19 protein-coding genes are annotated in these 22,054 nt (G+C 59.8%); 10 read left to right on the top strand and 9 right to left on the bottom strand.

Annotation, left to right across the window (positions count from 1 at the left end):
- Positions 1–3: 3 nt before the first annotated feature.
- The 3 genes from ACQZ45_RS22425 to ACQZ45_RS22415 are packed head-to-tail and all read right to left on the bottom strand — an operon-like array spanning position 4 to position 3,008.
- The gene (locus tag ACQZ45_RS22425; RefSeq protein ID WP_149916509.1) at positions 4–1,476 is read right to left on the bottom strand and encodes a mannitol dehydrogenase family protein; all 1,473 of its coding nucleotides are present in this window, start codon (positions 1,474–1,476) and stop codon (positions 4–6) included.
- A gap of 19 nt (positions 1,477–1,495) precedes the next feature.
- Positions 1,496–2,236, bottom strand: coding sequence for an SDR family NAD(P)-dependent oxidoreductase (locus ACQZ45_RS22420; RefSeq protein WP_003518213.1), 741 nt, complete (start codon positions 2,234–2,236; stop codon positions 1,496–1,498).
- 22 nt (positions 2,237–2,258) lie between these two features.
- Positions 2,259–3,008: a GntR family transcriptional regulator gene (locus ACQZ45_RS22415; RefSeq protein ID WP_025595124.1), complete on the bottom strand. Its 750-nt coding sequence runs from the start codon at positions 3,006–3,008 to the stop codon at positions 2,259–2,261.
- 151 nt (positions 3,009–3,159) lie between these two features.
- Between ACQZ45_RS22415 and ACQZ45_RS22410 the strand changes: the two genes are divergently transcribed.
- The 4 genes from ACQZ45_RS22410 to ACQZ45_RS22395 all read left to right on the top strand — a co-directional run bounded on the left by ACQZ45_RS22410 (position 3,160) and on the right by ACQZ45_RS22395 (position 7,914).
- Positions 3,160–4,200, top strand: a complete 1,041-nt coding sequence (locus tag ACQZ45_RS22410; RefSeq protein ID WP_003518216.1) for a sugar ABC transporter substrate-binding protein — start codon at positions 3,160–3,162, stop codon at positions 4,198–4,200.
- 139 nt (positions 4,201–4,339) lie between these two features.
- The gene (locus tag ACQZ45_RS22405; protein WP_149916510.1) at positions 4,340–5,380 is read left to right on the top strand and encodes an ABC transporter permease; all 1,041 of its coding nucleotides are present in this window, start codon (positions 4,340–4,342) and stop codon (positions 5,378–5,380) included.
- Positions 5,381–5,390: 10 nt separating this feature from the next.
- Positions 5,391–6,368 carry an ABC transporter permease gene (locus ACQZ45_RS22400; protein ID WP_035200079.1) on the top strand — a complete coding sequence of 326 codons (978 nt, stop codon included), beginning with the start codon at positions 5,391–5,393 and terminating at the stop codon, positions 6,366–6,368.
- 4 nt (positions 6,369–6,372) lie between these two features.
- Positions 6,373–7,914: a sugar ABC transporter ATP-binding protein gene (locus ACQZ45_RS22395; RefSeq protein ID WP_448742556.1), complete on the top strand. Its 1,542-nt coding sequence runs from the start codon at positions 6,373–6,375 to the stop codon at positions 7,912–7,914.
- Positions 7,915–7,969: 55 nt separating this feature from the next.
- Here ACQZ45_RS22395 and ACQZ45_RS22390 read toward each other — a convergent pair whose 3' ends face one another.
- Complete coding sequence (locus ACQZ45_RS22390; RefSeq protein ID WP_149916512.1) at positions 7,970–8,956, bottom strand: GlxA family transcriptional regulator; 987 nt, start codon at positions 8,954–8,956, stop codon at positions 7,970–7,972.
- 140 nt (positions 8,957–9,096) lie between these two features.
- Between ACQZ45_RS22390 and ACQZ45_RS22385 the strand changes: the two genes are divergently transcribed.
- From ACQZ45_RS22385 to ACQZ45_RS22360, 6 genes are all read left to right on the top strand, one after another.
- Complete coding sequence (locus tag ACQZ45_RS22385) at positions 9,097–10,347, top strand: sarcosine oxidase subunit beta family protein (RefSeq protein ID WP_149916513.1); 1,251 nt, start codon at positions 9,097–9,099, stop codon at positions 10,345–10,347.
- Between the two features lie 10 nt (positions 10,348–10,357).
- Entirely contained in the window at positions 10,358–10,648 is a 291-nt protein-coding gene (locus ACQZ45_RS22380) for a sarcosine oxidase subunit delta (protein ID WP_112191768.1), read from the top strand.
- On the top strand, positions 10,645–13,569 hold the full coding sequence (locus ACQZ45_RS22375; RefSeq protein WP_149916514.1) for a sarcosine oxidase subunit alpha family protein: 2,925 nt from the start codon (positions 10,645–10,647) through the stop codon (positions 13,567–13,569). Before ACQZ45_RS22380 ends, ACQZ45_RS22375 begins: the two co-directional genes overlap by 4 nt.
- Positions 13,562–14,137 carry a sarcosine oxidase subunit gamma gene (locus ACQZ45_RS22370; protein WP_149916515.1) on the top strand — a complete coding sequence of 192 codons (576 nt, stop codon included), beginning with the start codon at positions 13,562–13,564 and terminating at the stop codon, positions 14,135–14,137. Before ACQZ45_RS22375 ends, ACQZ45_RS22370 begins: the two co-directional genes overlap by 8 nt.
- Positions 14,138–14,373: 236 nt before the next feature.
- Positions 14,374–15,198: a hypothetical protein gene (locus tag ACQZ45_RS22365; RefSeq protein WP_149916516.1), complete on the top strand. Its 825-nt coding sequence runs from the start codon at positions 14,374–14,376 to the stop codon at positions 15,196–15,198.
- Between the two features lie 204 nt (positions 15,199–15,402).
- Positions 15,403–15,921 (top strand): hypothetical protein, encoded by a 519-nt coding sequence (locus ACQZ45_RS22360; RefSeq protein ID WP_003518238.1) that lies wholly within the window; start codon positions 15,403–15,405, stop codon positions 15,919–15,921.
- A 166-nt stretch (positions 15,922–16,087) separates the two neighbouring features.
- Here the strand turns inward: ACQZ45_RS22360 and nadE are convergent, their stop codons facing one another.
- From nadE to ACQZ45_RS22335, 5 genes are read right to left on the bottom strand one after another with little or no spacing between them, the layout of a single operon-like run.
- Positions 16,088–17,086, bottom strand: a complete 999-nt coding sequence (gene nadE, locus ACQZ45_RS22355; protein WP_112191772.1) for an NAD(+) synthase — start codon at positions 17,084–17,086, stop codon at positions 16,088–16,090.
- On the bottom strand, positions 17,083–18,615 hold the full coding sequence (locus tag ACQZ45_RS22350) for a class I adenylate-forming enzyme family protein (protein ID WP_112191773.1): 1,533 nt from the start codon (positions 18,613–18,615) through the stop codon (positions 17,083–17,085). The genes nadE and ACQZ45_RS22350 overlap by 4 nt, the downstream gene beginning before the upstream one ends.
- A gap of 18 nt (positions 18,616–18,633) precedes the next feature.
- On the bottom strand, positions 18,634–18,897 hold the full coding sequence (locus tag ACQZ45_RS22345; RefSeq protein ID WP_003518245.1) for an acyl carrier protein: 264 nt from the start codon (positions 18,895–18,897) through the stop codon (positions 18,634–18,636).
- Positions 18,894–20,846 carry an asparagine synthase (glutamine-hydrolyzing) gene (asnB, locus tag ACQZ45_RS22340; protein WP_448742555.1) on the bottom strand — a complete coding sequence of 651 codons (1,953 nt, stop codon included), beginning with the start codon at positions 20,844–20,846 and terminating at the stop codon, positions 18,894–18,896. The genes ACQZ45_RS22345 and asnB overlap by 4 nt, the downstream gene beginning before the upstream one ends.
- Positions 20,846–21,970 carry a hypothetical protein gene (locus ACQZ45_RS22335; protein WP_013762220.1) on the bottom strand — a complete coding sequence of 375 codons (1,125 nt, stop codon included), beginning with the start codon at positions 21,968–21,970 and terminating at the stop codon, positions 20,846–20,848. The genes asnB and ACQZ45_RS22335 overlap by 1 nt, the downstream gene beginning before the upstream one ends.
- Between the last annotated feature and the right edge of the window lie 84 nt (positions 21,971–22,054).

Genomic DNA, 22,054 nt, shown 5'->3' with positions numbered 1-22,054 from the left:
ATTCTACTCCTCCGAAAAATGCCGTTCGATGGCGCCGAGCGCGCCGTATTGGACGATGTCGCGATAGGCCGCCCGAAGCGCCGTTACGAATGCCTCATCCGCCTGCCATTCAGGCCCGAAGACGCGACGGAATGTTAAAAACCGGTCGATGACCGCGTCCTGCTCCTCGCCGTTGCCGGTGGGTGCACTCCATTCGGAAAATGCCGGATCGGCCATGACAATTGCCTCTCCCCGCTCGTTCAGCGCTGCGCAGGACCGTATCCACATCGCAACCGCAAAAAGAGCGGCCTTATTCGGCGCGCCTGCGGCACGCAGCTCCGCAAGCGGCGCGAGAATGCGTTGCGGCACTTTCTGTGAAGCGTCAGAGGCGATCTGGGCGGCGCGATGACGAAGGGCGGGGTTGGCGAAACGCTGGCGCAGACCGGCAACATAGTCCGGTCCGCTGACGGCCGGGCTCAATGTCGAACCAACCTCCCGCCAGTAACGGTCGACGTAACCGCGTACACACGCATCGGCATAGATATCGGCGATCGTCTCAAGCCCGCTGCATTGGCCGATTGCGGCCATGGCGGTGTGAGCGCCGTTCAGCATCCTGAGCTTCATATGCTCATACGGCTCGACCTCATCAACGATTTCGGCACCTGACAGCTCGATGCCGGGGCGACCGTGCGGAAAGCGATCCTCGATTACCCAGCGGAAGTAGGGTTCCGCAATTACCGGCCAGGCATCCTCGCAGCCGAGACGCGCCGTCACACGCTCGCGGTCAGTTGCGGTGGTGGCGGGCACGATGCGGTCCACCATGACGCAGGGGCAGGAGAGATTTTCCGCGATGAAGGCAGCGAGATCATTATCGGTGAGACCAGCCATCTCCACCAGAAGACGGTGCAGGATGCGACCGTTGGACGGAAGATTGTCGCAGGAGAGCAAAGTCAGCGGCACAGCCCCGGCGGCCCGCCGGCGTCTTGTCGCTTCCACCAGAAAACCGAGCGCGGAGCGCGGCTTTTGCGGATGCGCCAGATCATGAACGACATCGGGATGGTCACGAAGAAGCGTGCCCGCCGACAAATCGGCGAGGTAACCCTTTTCCGTGACCGTCAAAGTGACGATTCTGACCCGCGGATCAGTCATGGCTTGCAGCAGCCGCTCCGGATCTTCAGGAGCAACGATGGTCTCGAGGATTGAACCGACAATCCGCAGCGTTTCGTTTTCACCGTCACGCAGGCAGAATGTATAGAGATTGTCCTGCGGCGCGATGGCATCGCGAGTATCGGGGCTGCGCAGCGAGGCAGCGACAATGCCCCAGCCGCTTTCGCCCCGCGCCAGGCAATCATCGATGAAGACGGCCTGATGGGCGCGGTGAAAAGCGCCAACGCCGAGATGCACGATACCCGGTGTCACCGCTTTGCGGTCATAGGCGGGCAAAAGGACGTCGTTTGGCAGATGCGGCAACGCAAGGGACGAGAGGCGTTCTGTCATGGTCATTTATCTCCGTATCTCAGCCGAATTGCAGGCCGCCATTCATGTCAACGACAGTGCCGGTCATGAAGCCGGACAGCGGCGAAGCGAGGAAACCTACGGTATGGGCCACCTCTTCCGGCTGGCAGAACCGCCCGACGGGAATGGCCGCAAGCTGGCGCTGGCGGTCTTCCTCTGACAGTTGCTCCATGATCATCGGCGAAACCACATAGGCCGGCGCGACTGCATTGGCGGTGACGCCGAAAGGGGCAAGTTCGCGAGCGGACGAGTAAGTGAGGCCCACCAGCGCCGATTTCGAGACCGAATAGGCCGTGCCCGCCGTCAGGCCACCGGACTTCCAGGCATAGGACGAGATGTTGATCAGCCGCCCCCAGCGGTTTTCCTTCATGGCGGGAACGACGGCCTGCGTCAGCAGCAGGGCGGCATCGAGATTGACGGCCATCAGCCTGTGCCAGTCATCAAGCGTGGTCGCTCCCAGCTTGTGCGGCGACAGCACACCGGCATTGTTGACGAGAATGTCTATGACCTCGAAACGGTTGGCGACATCTTTCATGACGGCCTGCAGCGCCGTCGCATCGCCGAGATCGACGGCGACGGGATCACAAGCACCGCCAAACCCCTCCGCAAGCGCCGCAACAGCTTCGATGTCGCGATCGAAGGCGATTACCCTCGCCCCTTGCGCGACCAGCGCCGCAACCACGGCACGGCCGATGCCGCCACAAGCGCCTGTCACGAGCGCCGTCTTGTGTTTCAGTTCCATTCTGTCTCCTCCACGTCCACTATCAAATGGACAAATGCTTCCGCTCTTCTTCAGGCAACTGTTCGTAGATCACGAAAACCATATCCAGATGCGTCACCAGCGCCTTTTCCGCACCTTCGGCATCGCCACGGTCGAGAGCATCCACGACTGCCAGATGCTCTTCGATGACGGCGGGCAATCGTTCCGGCTTTGCCCAATAACGATGGAACCGCGACAGGGTCACCTTGGCGGCAAGGATCGCCTGCCAGACACCTTCGCGACCGGAAAACGTGCCGAGCAGGCGGTGAAACGCCTCGTCGGCATGAAAGAAACCGGATGCGTCGTTGGCGGCAATCACTCTTTCCTGCTCGGCGATGACGTCGCGCATCGTACGGCTCATTTCTTTCGTCCACTTCGGCGCGACTTCGCGCAGCAAAGCCACTTCGAGTGAACGGCGGATAAAATGGCTGTCCTGAATTTCGCCAAGCCTGATCGGCGCAACAAAGCTGCCGAGTTGCGGATAGACGTCCACAAGACCCTCTTCCGACAGGCGCTGGATCGCGGCACGCACCGGGGTGCGCGACACCGAGAATTGACGGCAGATCGAGTTTTCACTGATCGGCGCACCGGGCGCTAGGCGGACCTCGACGATCGCCTGACGCAACGCCGCATGAACCTGATCGGCAACCGAGCCATAACGATTGACCACAAGCTCCACGCTTTCGATTCCGGAGCCGGGGGCCTCTTGATGAGCGCCGCGCCCAGTGAAACCGGCATTGGTGTTTTTCGTCATGAACGCTCCCCTTCAAAAGGCGGTCGTTAAAATCTCGTTGCTACTTGGATACAAGTATACTAGTGTCCATGGTGCTTACGCAAGTCGGCCGTTGGGAGAAAGAGCGATTAAGGGAGGTTCCAGTCGCTTTTTTTAAGGAGCAGGCCGTTTCATGGAGGAGAAAAACATGACGTATTTCATGCGCAGCCTCGTCGCTGCCGCAATCATCGGCGCGGGAGCGTGCGGTGTCGCGCAGGCGGCGGACGCCAGCAAGATCGCCCTCGTTCCGGGCGGTCCGCACCCTTATTTCGCCGCCTGGGAACAGGCCGGCAAGGACGCGGCCAAGGACTTCGGCCTGGCTGGCGCCGACTATAAGGTGCCGCAAAAGTGGGAACTGGCACAGCAGAACCAGCTTCTCGAAAGCCTTCTGAGCCAGGGTTATAACGGCTTCCTGATTTTCCCCGGCGATCCCGTCGGCGCGGTCTCGACAGCAGAGGAACTGACCGGCAACGGCGCGAATGTGATTGCCGGCGCCGGCTGCTTCAAGGACCCCTCGCCCGCCGCCTTCTGCCTTGGTACCGACACCGGTAATTCCGCTTATCTCGGCACCAAGGAGCTGATCAAGGCGATGGGAACGGGCAAAAAACGCATCGCCCATTTCACCGGCTTCCTTGTTGACCCCAACACCCAGCTTCGTATCGATGCCGTGAAAAAGGCAGCTGACGAAGCCGGCGCCGAAGTCGTTCAGGTCATCGCCGATATCGACGCGCCGGAACCGGCGGAAGAAAAGATCAGCGCCTACCTGGCCGCCCACGCTTCCGAAGTGGACGGTATCGTGACCACAGCCTGGGTTCCTGCGGTCGTTGCCTCCAACGCACTGCGCAAGATCGGCGACAAGCGCATCCACATGGTCGGTATCGACCATGACGAAGTCGTGCTGAAAGCGATCAAGGACGGTTTCGTCGACGGCACGATGCTTCAGAACCCCTATGGCCAGGGTTATATCGGCGCGTTTGCACTGAGCAAACTTCAGGCCGGCTGCAAGGTGAAGGAAGATGCGCCGTTCAAATCCAATGCGCTGACGACCAAATTCATCGATTCCGGCACCGCCTATGTCGATGCCGCCAAGGTGGACAACTACATCGATGCCATGCGCGCCGAGACCAAAAAGTTGCTCACCAACTTCGATACGACCTATCTGAGCTGCAACTAATCATGCCTTGAGCAATTGCCGGGCGGCAAACAACCGCGCCCGGCAATCTGCCCCGCCAGAAAATATTCTTTCAGGCGGCAGCGCAATGACCAGGCGACCCGCGCAGGCGCTTCGGGCGAACCAATACCGGGACAGTTTCATGACCGTGAACGATACTTTGCTCACAAAGGGCTCGCAGGAGGGCGACAGACGATTGGGGTCCAGCCTTTCGCAAGGCCGCTTTTTTCTGACCAATGAATTCGGCCTCATTCTGCTGATCGTCGTCTTCGCCGTCATTTTCGGCGTCGCGGCCAGCGGCTTCCTTTCGCCTTTCAATCTGTTCACGCTTGGTCGCAGTGCCGCGATCAACATCATGATCGGCCTGTCGATGATGGCGGTGATCGTGACTGGCGGCCTCAATCTTGCCGTTGGAGCGATCGGCGTCTCGGCGGCCATGGCCTGTGGTTATCTGATCGAGGTGCTTGGCGTGCCGTGGCCGCTCGCCCTCATTGGCGGTCTCGCCACCGGCGCGTCGCTCGGTTTCGTCAATGGCTGGACCGTCATCCGCACGGGGCTGCACAGCTTCATCATCACGCTTGCCACCATGAGCATCTTTTTCGGCGTGATGATCTTCCTGACGCGCGCCGAGGCCTACCGTGGCCTACCGCCGATCTTCGCAGCCTTTGGAAAAATGAAGCTCGCGACCTATTTCTCGCCGCTGCTTCTCGTCACGCTCGCAACGGCGCTTGCCCTGTCCTTTCTCTACCGACGCACCGTTCTTGGCCGCGAAATGCTGGCGGCAGGCGCACGCCCGGAAGCGGCGGAACTTTCCGGCATTCGGGTCGACCGTATCTTCATTGCCTGTCACGTGCTGTCGGGCCTGCTTGCAGCACTCGCCGCCCTGATGCTGGTGACACGCACGGGCGCCGCCATTCCTTCCATGGCAGGCCAGCTTGGGCAGGACTGGCTTCTGCCAGCTTTTCTCGGCCCGGTTCTCGGTGGCACACTTTTGCAGGGCGGCAAAGTTTCGGTGCTCGGCACCTGTCTTGGCGCACTTTTGGTCACCATGCTCACCAGCGGCCTGCTGCTGCTTCAGCTCGGTGAATTCTGGGTCCAGACATTTCTCGGCCTGCTGCTGTTGCTCGCGGTTTTGATGGACAAGGCGCGGCGAAGCTATCTCGCCCGACGCAACCTGGCTTGAGGACTGGACGATGAAGACCGACAACACCCTTCTACGCCTTGCCAGAACCGACTGGTTCGGCCCCCTATTGGTCACGGTGCTGGCAATCGCGCTTATCCGCGGCTTCAGCCCCAACTTCCTCTCTTCCTTCAACATCCAGATTCTGCTTCTTGCAATCGCGGTCAACGCGCTCATCGCCTTTTCCCAGATGATCATCATTGCCATTGGCCAGATGAACTTGTCCGTGGGCGCAATCGGCGGACTGGCGGCAATCTCCTTTGCGGGACTGATGCAGGTCTGGGGGCTTCCGGCACCGGTGGCCGCCATTGCTGCGGTACTGATCGGTGTTGTCTGCGGCATGCTCAACGGTTTGCTGATTGCCATCACCGGCATTTCCGCCTTCGTCATCACACTGGCGACCCTGTCGATCTACAAGGGTATCAACCTTGGCATCACCCGGGCGGAGCCGTTCTACGGCGTGCCGGAATCGGTGAAAGCCTTCGGCTCGGCACTGCTCGTTGGCCCGGTTCCGTGGCTCGCAGCACCCACCATCATCATCGCATTCGCGCTGTGGTTCATGCTGCGCCGCCAGCCGATAGGTCGCTTCATCCTTGCCATTGGCGGCAACAGCCATGCGGCAGAGCTTTCCGGCATTTCGATCCGCACGACAATGATTGTGGCGCACGGCATTTCCGGCCTTCTGGCGTCGGTCGCCGGCATTCTGCTCGTATCCCGCCTGCAGATCGGCCAGCCTTCCATTGGCGATGACTGGCTCATCCTGTCCTTTGCCGCACCCGTTATCGGCGGTGCCGTACTGGCTGGCGGGCATGTCAGCGTCGGGGCGACCCTGCTCGGCGTCGTCATCGTCGCCATCATCACGCAGGCACTCGTGCTGTTCTCCATCGATCCGTTCCTCGTGCAGGTGGTGCTCGGCGCAATGATCCTTGCCGCCGTTGGCATCAACCGCCTGCGCGAAACGCATCTCGGCAAAAAGACAGGAAAGGCCTGACATCATGGACAAGCAACCTGTTTTTCAGGCGCGTAACATCGAAAAAGTGTTTCCCGGCGTTCGGGCGCTCAAGGGCGTCAATCTTTCGCTGGAGCCGGGATCGATCCACGCGTTGCTGGGTGAGAACGGCGCCGGCAAATCGACGTTGATCAAGGTCATTACCGGCGTCCACCATCAGAGCAGTGGCCAGATCCTTGTCGATGGCGAGGAAGTGCGCTTCGGCAACCCGCGCGAAGCCATTGCCCGCGGCATCGGTGTCGTCCATCAGGAACGCAACCTCATCCCGCGCTTCTCGATTGCCGAGAATATCCACATGGAAAAGCTTGGGGCGCACTATCTCAAACCCATCGACTACGCCGCGCTGAACCGCGACGCACGCCGCTGGCTGCAGGCTCTCAATCTGGAAGTCGATCCGGCGATGCCGGTATCCGAGCTTTCCGTTGCGCAAATGCAGCTCGTGGAAATTGCGAAGGCGCTTTCCCTGCAAAGCCGGGTTCTTTTGCTCGACGAACCCACGACATCGCTGACCCCGAGCGAAACGGACAACCTCTTCCGCATTCTGCGCCGCCTGCGCGATGATGGCGCAAGCCTGGTCTTCGTCAGCCACAAGTTGGAGGAGGTTCTCGACATTTGCGACCGGGTGACGGTGCTGAGGGATGGCGAAAACGCCTGCGAAAGCCGGTCGATGGAAGGTCTCGGACGCCAGGACCTGGTGCGCCTGATGATTGGCCGTGCCGAAGGCGGCGGTGGCTGGCGCAAACGCGCGGTCGAGCACAATCCGCTGGTGCTTGAACTCAAAGGTGTTTCTACCGCAATCGGCCATCGCGATGTCAGTCTTTCCGTGCGCAAGGGTGAAATCGTCGGCCTTTACGGGCTGGTGGGCGCTGGGCGCACCGAATTGGCAAAATCGATCATGGGTAAATTCGCCGTCACGGAGGGCGAAGTCCGGATCGAAGATCGCCCGGCCCGCATCCGCTCCGTTGCCGAAGCCATCCACGAATACGGCGTCGGTTATGTCAGCGAGGACCGCAAGGGTGACGGCCTCATTCTCCAGCATTCCGTTCTTGCCAATGCGGGCGTTCCCATCTGGCGCAAGCTCTCAAACGCATTCGGCGTGCTTTCCGACAGCCGCATCCGTGCGGCAGTCACCCCTTTTCTGCAGAAACTTGAGGTGAAGACGCCGAGCCTGAGCCAGACCGTGGGCAATCTTTCCGGCGGCAACCAGCAGAAGATCAGCGTCGCCAAGTGGCTTGCCGCCGACGTGAAGCTGCTGATTGTAGACGAACCTTCTGTTGGCATCGACATCAAGACCAAGGCCTATCTGCACGATCTGCTGCGCGAGCTTGCAGACAGCGGCACCGCCATTCTCGTCATTACCAGTGACATGCCGGAGATGGTGGCACTGGCCGACCGCATTGTTGTCATGGACCGCTATCGGGTTAAAGGCGTGGTCGAAAACAATGGCGTCTATGCCGATATGAGCGAGGGTATCATGGGCTTGATCCATGATGCGGAGCGCGAAACGGCCCTTTCACGTCAGGCATGACGCACGGCCTTGCCGAAGTGTCACCGCAAAAACCGCACGCTGTTCCGGTAGGGCGTCAGGTACCATCGGACGGCTGCTCGAAATCTCTCCCGGCACGACGCCTTCTGCTGGGCGGAACGGCGTATTTCTGGGTGTAGCAACGGGTGAAATGGGCAGCGGTCGAGAACCCCGTCAGCAAGGCCACGTCAACGATCGAAAGCGAGGTCTGCTGCAGCAGCTCATCCGCCTTTGCCAGCCGAAGACCACGGTAAAAAGACATCATGGATTGGTCGAAATGGCTGGAAAACAGGCGGTGGAGCTGGCGAATACTGCTGCCGCACAATTGGCCCAGCTGCTCCGGCGACAGGGGATCCGCAACATGGGTCGTCATGAGTTCAATGGCAGCTTCGAGTACCGGGTGGTGGACGTTGAAACGTTGGCCGGCGCGGCCCAACTGAGGCTCATCGGCCGTTCTCAAACGCGGATGTATGAACCATTCGCTGACATCGCGCGCGAAGGCAGAACCATGGTCTTTCGCAATAAAAGCCCCCATCATGTCAATGGCGGCAACGCCGCCCGCGCAAGTGTAGCGATCGCGATCGATGACGTAGAGCGCACGCTCGATCAGGAGATCGCTGGCATATTCACTAAGCGGATCGATGTGGGTCCAGTGAACGGTAAAACGTCTGCCCGTCATCAGACCGGATTTGGCAAGGATCGCCGCGCCGCCGGAAATGCCTCCGAGCTTGACACCCCGCTGGTTGAGCGCGCGCAGGTTGCGCACAAGTGCCGGATCTGAATAGAGCATGGGATTTCCGCCCGCGACGATGAAGACCAGATCCAGCTTCTCAGACAAAGCCCGCGAAACGGGCGCGGTATCGAAACCTCCGCCTGACGTGGATGCGCCAAACCCGCCATTCGCCGAGTAAAACCGGCAATGGTAGAGCGTTTTGCCGGCAAGGTGATTGGCCGCGCGCAGCGGCTCAACCGCCGCAGCCAACGACATCAGCGCATAACCCTCAATGAGTATGAACCCGATCGACATCGACCCTTCGGCGTGCATGACCTGCTCCAAGACAATCCCCAGGGCAAGCTTAGCCGACTTGGCCAAACTGGACAATAATGCGTCCGTCACGGATAAAAAAATCGTCCGGTATCGCGCTATAAACTTGGACAACCGCCCTGTTTTCGAGGAACACAGATTTGCGCTATTCGGCTCTCCAGGTTTTCAAACAGGCCCTGACCGGCCACAAGGGCTGGCGCCCACTGTGGCGGAACCCCGATCCGCAACCTCATTACGATTTCATCATTGTTGGCGGTGGCGGTCATGGACTTGCAACGGCCTATTATCTAGCCAAGACCTTCTCCAAGTCGCGGATCGCCGTTCTGGAAAAAGGCTGGCTGGGATCGGGAAACATCGGGCGCAACACCACGATCATCCGCTCAAACTATCTGCTGCCCGGAAACGAGCCATTCTATGAGTTTTCGATGAAGCTCTGGGAAGGGCTTGAACAGGAATTCAATTTCAACGCGATGGTAAGCCAGCGCGGCATTGTGAACCTGTTCCACACCGACGCGCAGCGCGATGCCTACCGCCGTCGCGGCAACGCCATGCTGCTGGCCGGTGCGGACGCGCAACTGCTGGCACAAGACGATCTCCGCGCAATGATCCCGTTTCTCAATTTCGACAATGCACGCTTTCCGATCAAGGGCGGCCTTTACCAGCGCCGCGCTGGAACTGCCCGCCACGATGGCGTTGCCTGGGGTTACGCGCGGGGCGCCGATCTGGCAGGGGTCGATCTTATCCAGAACTGCGAAGTCCAGGGATTTCGCATCGAGGATGGAGCGATCAAGGGCGTGGAAACCAGCCGTGGCTACATCGGTGCCGGAAAGGTCGGCGTCGCCGTGGCGGGATCGACCGGCCGCGTTATGGCCATGGCGGGCATGCGTCTGCCTATTGAAAGCCATGTGCTGCAAGCCTTCGTTTCGGAAGGGCTGAAGCCGACCATACCGGGCGTCATAACCTTCGGAGCAGGCCATTTCTACGTCAGCCAGTCCGACAAGGGTGGCCTGGTCTTCGGTGGCGATATCGACGGCTATAACTCCTATGCCCAGCGCGGCAATCTGCCCGTCATCGAAGATGTCGCCGAGGGCGGCATGGCGCTGATGCCGATGATCGGCCGGGCGCGCCTGCTGCGCATCTGGGGCGGCATCATGGACATGTCGATGGACGGTTCACCGATCATCGACCACACGCCTGTGAAGGGCCTCTATCTCAATGCCGGCTGGTGTTACGGCGGCTTCAAGGCGACGCCGGCCAGCGGCTATGCATTCGCGCACCTGCTGGCCACCGATACCCCGCATGATACGGCCAAGGCCTACCGCCTCGACCGGTTCGAAAAGGGCTATGTCATCGACGAAAAGGGCGCCGGCGCCCAACCGAACCTTCACTGAGGCTTGAACAATGCTGATCCCTCACCCACTGCTCGGGCCGCGCGACGCTCAGGAATTCACCTATTTCGGCGATGCCGCCCTGTTGCGTCGCCCGGACGGAATGGCCGAGAGCGCTGCGAAAGACTTCAACGATTATGTCTATCTGCGTGACAATCCCGCCGGCCTGCATCGGGAACTGTGGTTTCACGAACAGGGTGATCGCAGCTGGCTCGTGGTCACGCGAAACACCGTCACCCATGAAATCCTCGGAGCGGAACTCGCAAACGAGGTAGCGCTCCGTCAGAAGGCAGATGAAGCATGAGACTGAAGGACGGCTTGATCGACCGCAGCAAGGTGCTGCATTTCACCTTCGATGGAAAGAATTATCAGGGGCATCCCGGCGACACGCTCGCCTCGGCACTTCTGGCAAACGATGTCCGCCTGATGGGGCGCAGCTTTAAATATCATCGCCCCAGAGGCGTGATCTCTGCCGGCTCAGAAGAGCCGAATGCGCTTGTCGAATTGCGCACGGGATCGCGGATGGAGCCTAATACCCGCGCCACGACGGTCGAACTGTTCGACGGGCTGGAGGCGAAAAGCCAGAACCGCTGGCCGTCCCTGTCATTCGATGCCCTTGCGATCAATGATCTGTTTGCCGATTTCCTGACCGCAGGCTTTTACTACAAAACGTTCATGTGGCCGAAGGCGTTCTGGGAAAAGCTCTATGAGCCCGCCATTCGCAAGGCTGCGGGACTTGGAAGCCTGTCGATGAAACCGGACCCCGACAGTTACGACAAGGGGTTCCTTCACTGCGATCTGCTGGTCATCGGCGCCGGAGCGGCCGGTCTGGCTGCTGCCCTGACTGCGGCGCGTGCCGGTGCCAAGGTTATTCTGGCGGACGAGGACAATCGCCTCGGAGGTCGCCTGCTTGCAGAGAGCCACCTGCTCGACGGCGCCCCTGCAACCGACTGGATCGGAACGCTCGAGGCGGAGTTTTCAACCCTGCCGAACCTGCGCGTCATGCGCCGCACCACGGTTTTCGGCTCATTCGACCATGGCATATTCGGTGCGGTCGAGCGGGTTTCCGACCATCTTGCCGCACCTAAGGGCGTACGCCAGTCCCTCTGGCGCATCACTGCAAAGCGCACGGTGCTTGCCGCCGGGGCGACAGAGAGGCATATCCCGTTTAAAAATAACGACCGGCCGGGGATCATGCTTGCCGGTTCGCTGCGTGCCTATGCCAATCGCTGGGCAGTCAGTCCGGCAGGCAGGGTCGCAATCTTCACCAATAACGATGACGGCCATCGGACCGCTGTCGACCTGGCTGCGAAAGGTGTCGAGATCGCCGCAGTCATCGATCCGCGCCCGGATGCGCGGGCGCTTGCGGAATACCGCCTGATTGCGGGGGCGACAGTTACCGGCAGCAAAGGCAGGCTGGGGTTGGTTTCCATCGATGTCCGCAAGGATGGCTATGACGAAACCATCGATTGCGGTGCGCTTGGTATCTCCGGGGGCTGGAACCCCAATGTTCATCTTACATCGCACCAGCGCGGTCGCCCGTTATGGGATGACGGGCTACAGGCATTCCTGCCCGGCGACGTACCCTCGCATATGCTCGTTGCAGGGGCGGCGGCCGGTAAAGGCAGCACGGGGGCGGCGCTGATCTCCGGTGCATCCGCTGCCATAACGGCTCTGGAGCAAATGGGGATTGCCGCATCCAGGCCAGCCCTGCCGGAGGCCGAGGATACGCAAATCGGCATCAAGCCCCTGTGGCATGTCCCGGGGAAAGGGCGCGCCTGGGTCGATTTCCAGAACGACGTCACGGTCAAGGACATCAAGCTCGCCCATCAGGAAAACATGCGGCCCATCGAGCATCTCAAGCGCTGGACCACGCTTGGTATGGCAACTGACCAGGGCAAGACATCGAATGCCACTGCTTTGGCAATCATGTCCGAACTGACGGGCAAATCGATACCGGATACGGGTACGACGATTTTTCGCCCTCCCTATACGCCGGTTTCGATGGCGGTACTCGGCGGCGGCGACACCGGCGCACATTTCCGTCCGCGCCGCCTGACACCCAGCCATGCCTGGGCTGAAGCGCATGGCGCCGTTTTCGTCGAAGTCGGTCAATGGATGCGTGCCCAGTATTTCCCTCAAGCCGGGGAGACCCATTGGCGGCAATCGGTCGACCGCGAGGTTCTGGCCACCCGAAAGGGCGTCGGCATCTGCGATGTGACGACGCTTGGCAAGGTGGATGTTCAGGGCGCGGATGCGGCTGAATTTCTCGACCGTCTCTACTGCAATGCAATGAAGAGCCTCAAGGTCGGCATGGTCCGTTACGGCCTGATGCTGCGGGAAGACGGCCACGCCTATGATGACGGCACCTGTGCCCGTCTGGGTGAGGATCATTATATCGTCACCACGACCACGGCCCAGGCCGGCCCGGTCTATCGTCACATGGAATTCGCCCGCCAATGCCTGTGGCCGGAATTGGATGTGCAATTGATCTCGGCAACGGATGCCTGGGCACAGCTCGCAGTCGCCGGTCCGAACGCCCGCCGCCTTATCGAACGCATTGTCGATGGTTTCGACCTTTCCAACGCAGCCTTTCCCTTCATGGCCTGCGCCGAACTGACGGTTTGCGGGGGATTGCGAGCACGGCTGTTCCGGATCTCGTTTTCAGGGGAACTTGCTTACGAGATTGCAGTCCCCGCCCGCTACGGTAATGCCCTGATGTCCCGGCTGATGGAGATCGGTGCGGATCTTGGAGCCACCGCCTACGGGACGGAAGCGCTTGGTGTCATGCGTATCGAAAAAGGCCATGCTGCCGGAAACGAGTTGAACGGCCAGACGACGGCGCAGATGCTGGGCATGGGCAGGATGGTTTCGGCCAAGAAAGACGCGATTGGCACCGTCATGACTCGCCGCGAAGGGCTTGTCGGCGAAAGCCGGGTGCTCGTCGGCCTGCAGCCGCTTGCGGCAACGGACCCTGTGGTGTCAGGTTCACATCTGTTTACCCGCGGCGCCAGCCAGAATACCGAGACCGATCAAGGCTGGATCACATCCGCCTGCTATTCGCCCAACCTCGGTTTCAGCATCGGTCTTGGTTTCCTTGCCGATGGTGCAAACCGTATCGGAGAGATCATCGTCGCGGCCAACCCCTTACAGGGACAGTCGGTCGAATTGCGTGTGGTCTCGCCCCATTTCATCGACCCTGAGGGAGAGAGACTCCGTGCCTGATTTGAAGCCGACAACCGCACTCGGCGCGCAAACTTCGCGGCGCGCCCGCCATGGCACGCTGCGACTTGAGGAAAATTCGGGGCTTGCCCTCGCATCGCTCAGCCTGCGCCGCAACGTCAAAGAACCGGTGCCCTTTGACCTCACCTTGCCGGGTCCCGGAAAATGGGTCCAGCAAGGCCCGGTTTCAGCTTTCTGGACGGGGCCGGGCCAATGGCTGGTTGAGGCCGCAGACCGGGCCGAAACGGATTTCGCCGCAGAACTCACGAGCCTTTGCCCTTCCTGTTCCGTGACGGAACAGACCGATGGCTTCGTCGCCTTCGAAATCGAGAGCGACGCAGGCGAGGCGCCGATTGTCGCGCTCATGCAGAAGCTGGTGAACCTCGATCCCTCGGTATTCGGGCAAGGGACCGCCACGCGCACAGGCATGGAACATATGAGCGTTTTCGTCATCCGGCGCGCGCCGGACCGCCTTGCCATCCTCGGCATGCGCTCCGCTGCGGAAACACTCTGGCATGTGATCGAGACTGCGATCCGTCGTCAGGCGGAACTTCTTGGCGCTGCCTCATAAAGCCGGACTGCAAAGCCACCAGACCGTTTTTTGCCAATCGTTGACCTGTACGGGCGAACTGTGTCGTGTTGACATGGGCGCATCGGGATCATCTCGAACGGTTACCGTTCTGAGCCATCAGTGAATAATCGCTCTGACGACGGCGCAAATCATATTGTCGCAAAAATCGACTAGATGGGCTATCGCCGCCTGTGAAAACGGCCGGACTAGTGCAGCGGAAATATGAGGTTATCGTAGTGACAAGCGACAATGTTCAATATTTTTCGGCAACACTCTATTTTGACGATTTGCCCACCCTGTCGGCTGAGGCGCTGATCGAAGCCTGGGGCCTTGAAGGGTATGAATGTGAGCAACTGGAGAGCGAAGGCGTCTTTGACGGCTTTCGCGGCGGAACCCGCGTCTTCGTTGGCATTCCCGAGGCGGTGGGAACGCTGGCAATTCCTGCTCACTATCCTGCGGTAGCGAGGGTCGAAGTCGACTGGACGAACACGTTCTGCATCAATGCAAAAGCTGCGCATGATGACCTGTGCCGTGCGACCCATCAGGCGAAATTCAAACTGATGATCGTGGCGGATGACGACGACCCCACAGTGGCACATAACGAGGTCGCCATGACCCTGCTCGGCATCCACCAGCTTGCACCGATGCGCGCCGTTGTGTTGCATTATCTAGACCTCATCGTCGGCCGCACCGATCTCGACGACTGTCTGAGCTACGCCAACAGTCACCTGGATCAGCCGCAACAGACAGCAACAATGCTTACCTATGGCGCCTTCGTGATCCGGGAGAACGGCGCGACCAGAGCCTGGACTACGGGTCTCGAGCATTTCGGCAAAACGAATTTGCTCTTCGACACGTCGTCGGATAACCCGACGGAGGCTCTTCTTGCCGTATTTGGGCTTGGACATCTCGCCGTCCACGGAAAGTGCTTCAAGGCGGGCGAAGCCGTAACCTCATTCGACCTTCTTGCCCGGTTTGAATCCGCCGAGGTGGGCGGGCAGCCCATGCTGCGGATTGTCAAACACGAAGCCGGCCAAGCTTTATTGAATCGGCCGGGCTAGCAACAACAGAGCATTTTCATCCCCACTATGGAAATGCCGTCTTCCGCCCCGCTTTCCTTGCGGTCGGATGACGAGTTTTGTTCTGGCGAGCTGGGGAAAACGCTTCGCGTATATCGACAGGGCGTGAATTATGGTGCTCCAAGGAATGGCAAAGCCTGACGCAATCTCTTCAAACGGACGACAGGCAAATTCTAAGGGACGCCAATGTTTGCATTCACACCTTTCCTTCGCGGCACCGTCGTAATGTCCGTAGCCATTACGGCGCTTCATGCCGGTAGCGCTTTGGCTGCCGAAATCGATCCCGCATTCTATGATGCGGCCCTGTGCAATCCGCCCTATTCGATGACATCGGCGACCGAAATTTATGATGCCGCCGAAAAACTTGCAAAGGCCGACACATCGTCTTTGGGTGCGGCTATCTATAAGCTTCCGAACCAGATCGGCCGCGATGGGTTTGAGAGTGACGAAGTCTTCTTCGCCAATGGTGCAGTCGGTGTTTTGATCAAGGGCCAGCGTGCCGATGCTCTGGCAGCGAAATATGATTTGAAACCGGAAACTTCAGACCTGATGGGTACATCGACCAAGGGTTATGCCCGGCAGCTTCCGCAGGACCAGCAGCCGCCTGAAGGTCTGGCTGGACCGGGAAAAGTCTCCATTGTGGCGCGCGAAGGTGCGGCACTTGGCGACAAGACCCTGTTGGCGTGCGAATTCGCAGCGGACTGAATGGTGGCGAAGCACTGCCAATACTAACGCCTTGACTAACAAATGTAATTGCCGCCCGCATACCGCTTTCACAGCTCTTCTGCTGGCGGGCGCGGCTACATATTCATATCGAGGTTTGTTTCATACGCCGGCCTGATCGCCCAGGCCGGCGCCGCTTGGAACAATCTCAGGATTTCGCCTGAGCGCCCTCATGGAAATGGATAGGGGCGTGGTGCAGATAGTGCGCAACCTTTCGCTTGGCGGCGATATCGTTCCAGACGAACCGGACATTGTCCTCCGTCAACCCGGTCGCCGTAGCGATCTCGGTTGCAGGCATGCCGTGTTCCAGACCGTAGAGGCAGATATCCATCTTGTCGTAAGGAAGCGCGAAATAGAACTCTTCCTGCGTCTGCGGCATGGAATAGGTATCCGTTGTCGGCGGGCGGGAGCGGATTTCCTGCGGGACGCCGAGATGGGCCGCGAGTTGATAGACCTGTGATTTGTAAAGATGGGCGATCGGCTTGATGTCGGCAGCGCCGTCGCCGTTCTTGACGAAGAAGCCCTGGTCGTACTCCAGGCGGTTCGGGGTTCCGAGCACCGCGAAGTTCAGGCGGTCGGCGTGATAATATTCGAACTGCTTGCGCGTGCGCTGCTTCATATTCGTCGCCGCAACGATGCCGAGATAGGCTTTTGCGGAGAGGCGAACCTTGCGCGTTTCACCCGCTGGCGAACGGACGACCAGCGAGGAAATATTATAGGCACCGGTGCTCATGGCGTTGTCGAAGACGATCTTGGAGGCCCAGCCCTGCCCGTATTCAGGCACAACCTCGCGGATGAAGCCATCGCGCCTTTCATAACAACCCATGGCGGCAAGTGAAGGGCCGATATCTTCCAGCACGCAGTCCATACCCAGCTTCGTCGCCAAAGCCTGCCCCAAGCGCAGGCTTTCCGGGTCGGAATCGTTTTCCGGCATGAAGAGGCCAATAACATTTGCTGCCCCGAGCGCGTGAACGGCAAGTGCGGCGCAGACGCTGGAATCGATACCGCCGGAAATGCCGAGCACCAGCCCACGCTTGCGCAGGTTGAAACGAAGCGACTGGCGGATTTTTTCGGCGATACGCTCTACCTCCGCCGCCGCATCAAGTTCAAGCGGCGAGAAAGGCAGGCTCTGTGCATTGTTCGTCATCGATTGTTCTCCGTATCTTGAGCAGCGAGGCGGCGACTGACCTTGCCGGTATCCGTCGTCGGCAGGAAATCGCGAAATTCAACCAGTGTTGGCACCATGTGGGTTTCGAGGTGCAGAGCGCAGTAGCGCATGACGTCTTTTGCGGTGATCGCCTCGTCGGATGCGATCACGATCGCCTTCACCGCCTGACCGAAAACCTCATGCGCAACGCCGACGACCAATGCGTCCGAGACGCCCGGCATGGCTTGCAGAACGGCCTCGACCGCCTGCGGCGCAACCTTTTCGCCACGCGACTTGATGATATCGTCCTTGCGGGCAACGAAGGTGAGATAACCCTCGGCATCGCAGGTAAACAGGTCGCCGGTGTGAAGACGCGTCCGGCCCGTTGCGGCATCAACGCGCAGCGCGCGCGCTGTGGCAGCCTCGTTGCGCCAATAACCACGCATGACGTGCGGCCCGCTGACCACGAGTTCGCCGACCTCTCCGGGCAACAGGCTGTCTCCGTCCTCGTTCACCACCGCGATGGCAGTGCCCGGAATGGCGATGCCGACAGAACCGCGTTTCCTGTCGAGGTCTTCCGGCGGCAGAAAGCTGATACGGGTACACTCCGTCTGGCCATACATGCAAAACAGGTGCACATGCGGCAGAAAAGTCCGCAGCCAGTCGCTATGGGTGGGCGAAAGGGGTGCAGCGGCGGCGGTGACGTAGCGCAGGCTTTCAAACAGTGCCGGCGACAGATCGCGCGTCTGCATCATGATGGACAGCATGGTCGGCACCAGCGCGAAGCCCGTGATCCGCTCGTCGCGGATACGCTCGAAAATCAGATGCGGATAGGCGAAGGATTTCTCGATCACCAGCGTGCCGCCGACGAAAACGCTGGAAAGCAGCTGGTTCAGGCCATATCCGAACGAAAGCGGCAATACTCCGAGCAGAATATCTTCCGGCCTATTGCCGAGATACGAGGTAATCGAACGGACGGCAGCATCCATGTTATCATGCGCCAGCATCACGCCCTTTGGCTCGCCGGTGGAGCCAGATGTATAGATGATTACTGCCAGATCGGTATCGAGCAGGTTTTGCGGCAGCGCGCCTATCGGTTCCTCGAGCATCGCGTCAAAATCGACACCATCGGCCGTTGGGTTCGGCGCGCCGGAAACGATGCGCAACAACGGAGAAGAACCGGCCGCATCCGAAACAACCTTTTCCAGCCGGGCCTCGGCAACCACCGCAAAGGGCGTACAACTGTCCAGAATTTGCGAAAGGCGTGCGGCCTTGGACGATGGGTTGATGGGGCAGGCAACAGCGCCCGCCATCCAGCAACCGAAAACCGCAACCGCCATGCGCCAGCCATTGTCCAGCACAAGGACGACACGGTCTCCCGGGTTTGCGTCTCGCGCTATCAGAGCAGTGGCGAAAGCCTCGCTCATCGTCTTGAGTTCGCCGTAACTCAGGCGCGTCTCACCGGCCACCAGCGCCGTCTTGCCGGCATGGCGCTCCGCACTTCGATGCAGGTAGTGGTCGATACGCAATTGGCGCTTCCCGAAATTTCAGGCGGTCTGCTTGCGACCGATGAAGGCGGCGATGTTGTCGATCGTATCGAGATTGGCCGGTACGATATCGCCGTCGGCAACGCGGACGCCGTAGCGTTCCTCGATGAAGCTCACCAATTCGAGAATTCCCGTGGAATCGACCATGTCATTGTCGATCAACGAAAGATCGTCGCCAAACGGCCGGCTTTCGTCACCGAACAGAAAGTTTTCGATGATGAAACCGCGAATTTCGGCTTTCATGCCGGTGCTTTCATTGGTCATTTGGAGCTTCCTTCGATTTTTTGCGATGACATTGTGGAATTCTGGGTCGTGGCAGAATGCAGAAGCTGGGTCGAGAGTATGCCGACGAAGGCGGCGTTGTCGCGAAAGCCGGTCGCCTGTTTTTGCCGCACCTTGGTTGTCAGCTTTTCCACCGCCTGGGCATTGAACAGGCCGGTGGTCCTCACTTGACCGGTAGAAAGTACGGTGTCGAGATAGCCGGCATCCGCGAAGGCTTCTGCGTCGGGCGCGCGATAGGGCTGCTTGGGTCGGTTTAAGATCGCATCGGGCACCAGCTCGGCTGCAGCCTGTTTGAGGATATACTTTTCCTTCAGACCGCGCAGTTTCGCCTCGGGATGGAGCGCTGCGGCAAAGTCCACCACACGGGGATCGAGGAACGGAAACCGGCCCTCCACTCCATTTGCCATCATGACCCGGTCTCCCTGACTGGACAGAATATAGCCGGGCAAGAGAAATGCTGTCTCGAGGTACTGCGCCTGATGAAGCGGATGCCAGCGGCCGAAATCCTCCGGCAACTGCGCGGCAAGATCGGCCGCAGCGTCGTAGTCGCCAAGCTGCGCTTTCAATTCCGCTGAAAAGAAGATTTTCGCCGCCGCCGTCGAGCGCAAGCGCGGCCGATGGGAAAACAGCGGCTCGTCGGTGGCTTCTGCGCCGAAGGAGAAGAAGCGTGCCAGATAATCCGGCGTCTGCTGTTTCAGCCCCGGAAGGTAGGGATAAAGCCGCTGGAACAGTTTCGGCCGGCGAGCCGATTGCGGCTGGCGGCTGCAAAAGCGCCGTACCCGCTCTTCGCGGAAAATATCGTAGCCAGCGAACAGCTCATCAGCACCTTCACCGGTCAGCACCACCTTCATGCCCCGTTTGCGTACATGCCGGGAAAGCAGGTAAAGCGGCACCGGCGCTGTGCGAAGAATGGGTGTCTGCACGTGCTCCATGACCTCAGGCATGTATTGCGCTATGTCCGCAGTTGAGCACTCCGTGGTTTCGGATGCGACGCCAAGATGCTGGCTCATTGTTTTCTGCCAGATACTTTCGTCGTGCTCCGCACTTTCGAAGGCCAGCGAAAATGTGCGCAGGCCTCGGCTAACGCTTTGCGCAGCCAGGGCAGAAACGAGGGAGGAATCGAGCCCGCCTGACAGATAGGAGCCGACAGGCACATCGGCGCGAAGCCTGATCCGCGTTGCGTCGGCCAGCAGCGCCGTCAGCTCTTCCACCTGCGCGCCAAGGCTTGCCGGCGGTGCTGCGTCCTTGCCGTCGGGATAGGAAAGCTGCCACCAGCGCCGTACCGTGGACGCGCCATCGCGCAGGATCATCAGATGACCGGGCGGCAATTCGTGAATGCCGCGAAAGGCGGTGCGCGGCGGCAACGGGAACCAGAAGGTGAATATCTGATCCAGCGCCACCGGATCGATCTCGGCCGTCATTCCCGGCAACGCCAGAAGCGCCCCGATCTCGGATGCGAAATAAAACGTACCTTCATGCCACGTATAATAAAGCGGCCGGACACCCATCCGGTCACGCGCAAGCACCAGCGTGTCGTTGCGGGCGTCGTGCAGGGCGAAGGCAAAATCGCCGTTGAATTCGTTGAGGCAATCCAGCCCCTTGTCTCGATAGTCATGCAGGATGACTTCGGTGTCGGAGTGGGTGCGGAAATGGTGGCCGCGTGCGGACAGCGTTTCGCGCAGTTCGACGTGATTGAAGATTTCGCCGTTGAAGGAAATGGCAAGATCGTCTTCGACGGTGCGCATCGGCTGCGTGCCATCGGCAATGCCCACAATCGCCAGCCGTGCGTGGGCAAGGCCGACATCGCAGCGCAGCAGGGCTCCATGCGCATCTGGACCACGATGCTTAAGACGCGACGCCATCAGCGCAAGGCGCTCGTTTGCGTGCTCGGCCGGCATGTCGTGTCGATAAAATCCGGCAATTCCGCACATTACTCGACCGCCTGACCAAAGCTGTCACCGATGAGGCGCGTCCAGCTTTCACCGCAAAAGCCGTTAAAGAATGCCGTTCCATCCGTCGCTGCCTTGAGGAGGTCCGCATTGCGCGAATGCACGATGGTGGATGACGCATGCAGAAACGTGCATTTCTTGCCGAGCATCGCCCGCAGCAGTGCCGGCTGGGTGCGACCTCTGATGGCCGCGAGACCACGATCATAGGCATTGCGGATCAGCCGGTCGATCACGATCTGCTCCTGCCCGGGCACGGCCATGATCTGCAGCGTCCGGCCGATGCCCGTTGGATTGCCGTGGTAAAGAAAAAGCCCCACCGCTCTGCCGCCGCGGGCCCTCACAATCCGCTGGACTGGTTCGCCGTGCAGTCGTTTGCGTTTGGCGTGTTGGAGCATGTGCAACAGGCTTTCCTCGGTCCAAACGGGATGGAGCGGAAAGTGGCCGACGAGTTCCCGTGCCAGGCGCGCGAATTCGGTATCGCTCGCGTCGTCGTCGGTAAAGCTGTCCACCTTGTCCGGATGTGATGCGTAATAGGATAATGCTCGCCCATGGCCACGCGCCGAAATGGTGCGGTCGATGATCTTGCTGAACGGCGTCAGCGCGCGGAAAGTGCTGGAGAAACGATCAGCGGCTATTTCCAGCCCGAATGAAGCCGGGCGTAAAATCCGCAGCCAATCGAGACTGTAGGAGGCGAGCAGCTGGCCGCGCATCGTCTTCCACATATCGGCGGAAACGTCGTTGATCGTCTCCCCGAATGTCAGCTCCTGAGGTCCACCCAAAACTTCGCGCAGCAAACGCGCTCCGGCAAAGGGATCGGTCTCACGGTCTTCAGCGACAAAGGAAGAGCAGACAGCGGCCTGTATGTTCCGGCCATTAAGTTCCATTGCCACGGGCAAAACGCCCAGAAATCCAGACACGCGGCCATCGTCGCGCACATAGACCTTGGAGTGAATATCCGGGTTTATGTTTGAATTTTCGAGAAAGACGGCGCGCAAATATGAGGTCAGATCATCTGTCGCGGCCCCATCTTTCTTCCGCAAAAAACGGTGAAACATGTCAGCCACGGACACGAGATCGTCCGCAATAAATGAGCGTATTTCAGACATACTCGCCGCTTCTTGCCGGATAGATATTTAATCGAAAGTAATTATCATTCCTATTCTGCCGCAGGCGTATTAATCAGAAGTTAT

Source organism: Agrobacterium sp. 16-2014-1-2a (assembly GCF_053522705.1).
The sequence above is the reverse complement of the archived record's forward strand: the minus strand, read 5'-3'. Positions and strand labels throughout refer to the sequence as shown.

Coding starts and splice junctions, on each gene's coding strand:
- ACQZ45_RS22380 (WP_112191768.1), top strand. CDS start 10,358: ATGCTGATCCCTCACCCACTGCTCGGGCCGCGCGACGCTCAGGAATTC.
- ACQZ45_RS22410 (WP_003518216.1), top strand. CDS start 3,160: ATGGAGGAGAAAAACATGACGTATTTCATGCGCAGCCTCGTCGCTGCC.
- ACQZ45_RS22415 (WP_025595124.1), bottom strand. CDS start 3,008: ATGACGAAAAACACCAATGCCGGTTTCACTGGGCGCGGCGCTCATCAA.
- ACQZ45_RS22345 (WP_003518245.1), bottom strand. CDS start 18,897: ATGACCAATGAAAGCACCGGCATGAAAGCCGAAATTCGCGGTTTCATC.
- ACQZ45_RS22405 (WP_149916510.1), top strand. CDS start 4,340: ATGACCGTGAACGATACTTTGCTCACAAAGGGCTCGCAGGAGGGCGAC.
- ACQZ45_RS22425 (WP_149916509.1), bottom strand. CDS start 1,476: ATGACAGAACGCCTCTCGTCCCTTGCGTTGCCGCATCTGCCAAACGAC.
- nadE (WP_112191772.1), bottom strand. CDS start 17,086: ATGACGAACAATGCACAGAGCCTGCCTTTCTCGCCGCTTGAACTTGAT.
- ACQZ45_RS22360 (WP_003518238.1), top strand. CDS start 15,403: ATGTTTGCATTCACACCTTTCCTTCGCGGCACCGTCGTAATGTCCGTA.
- asnB (WP_448742555.1), bottom strand. CDS start 20,846: ATGTGCGGAATTGCCGGATTTTATCGACACGACATGCCGGCCGAGCAC.
- ACQZ45_RS22400 (WP_035200079.1), top strand. CDS start 5,391: ATGAAGACCGACAACACCCTTCTACGCCTTGCCAGAACCGACTGGTTC.
- ACQZ45_RS22375 (WP_149916514.1), top strand. CDS start 10,645: ATGAGACTGAAGGACGGCTTGATCGACCGCAGCAAGGTGCTGCATTTC.
- ACQZ45_RS22395 (WP_448742556.1), top strand. CDS start 6,373: ATGGACAAGCAACCTGTTTTTCAGGCGCGTAACATCGAAAAAGTGTTT.
- ACQZ45_RS22420 (WP_003518213.1), bottom strand. CDS start 2,236: ATGGAACTGAAACACAAGACGGCGCTCGTGACAGGCGCTTGTGGCGGC.
- ACQZ45_RS22335 (WP_013762220.1), bottom strand. CDS start 21,970: ATGTCTGAAATACGCTCATTTATTGCGGACGATCTCGTGTCCGTGGCT.
- ACQZ45_RS22390 (WP_149916512.1), bottom strand. CDS start 8,956: ATGCACGCCGAAGGGTCGATGTCGATCGGGTTCATACTCATTGAGGGT.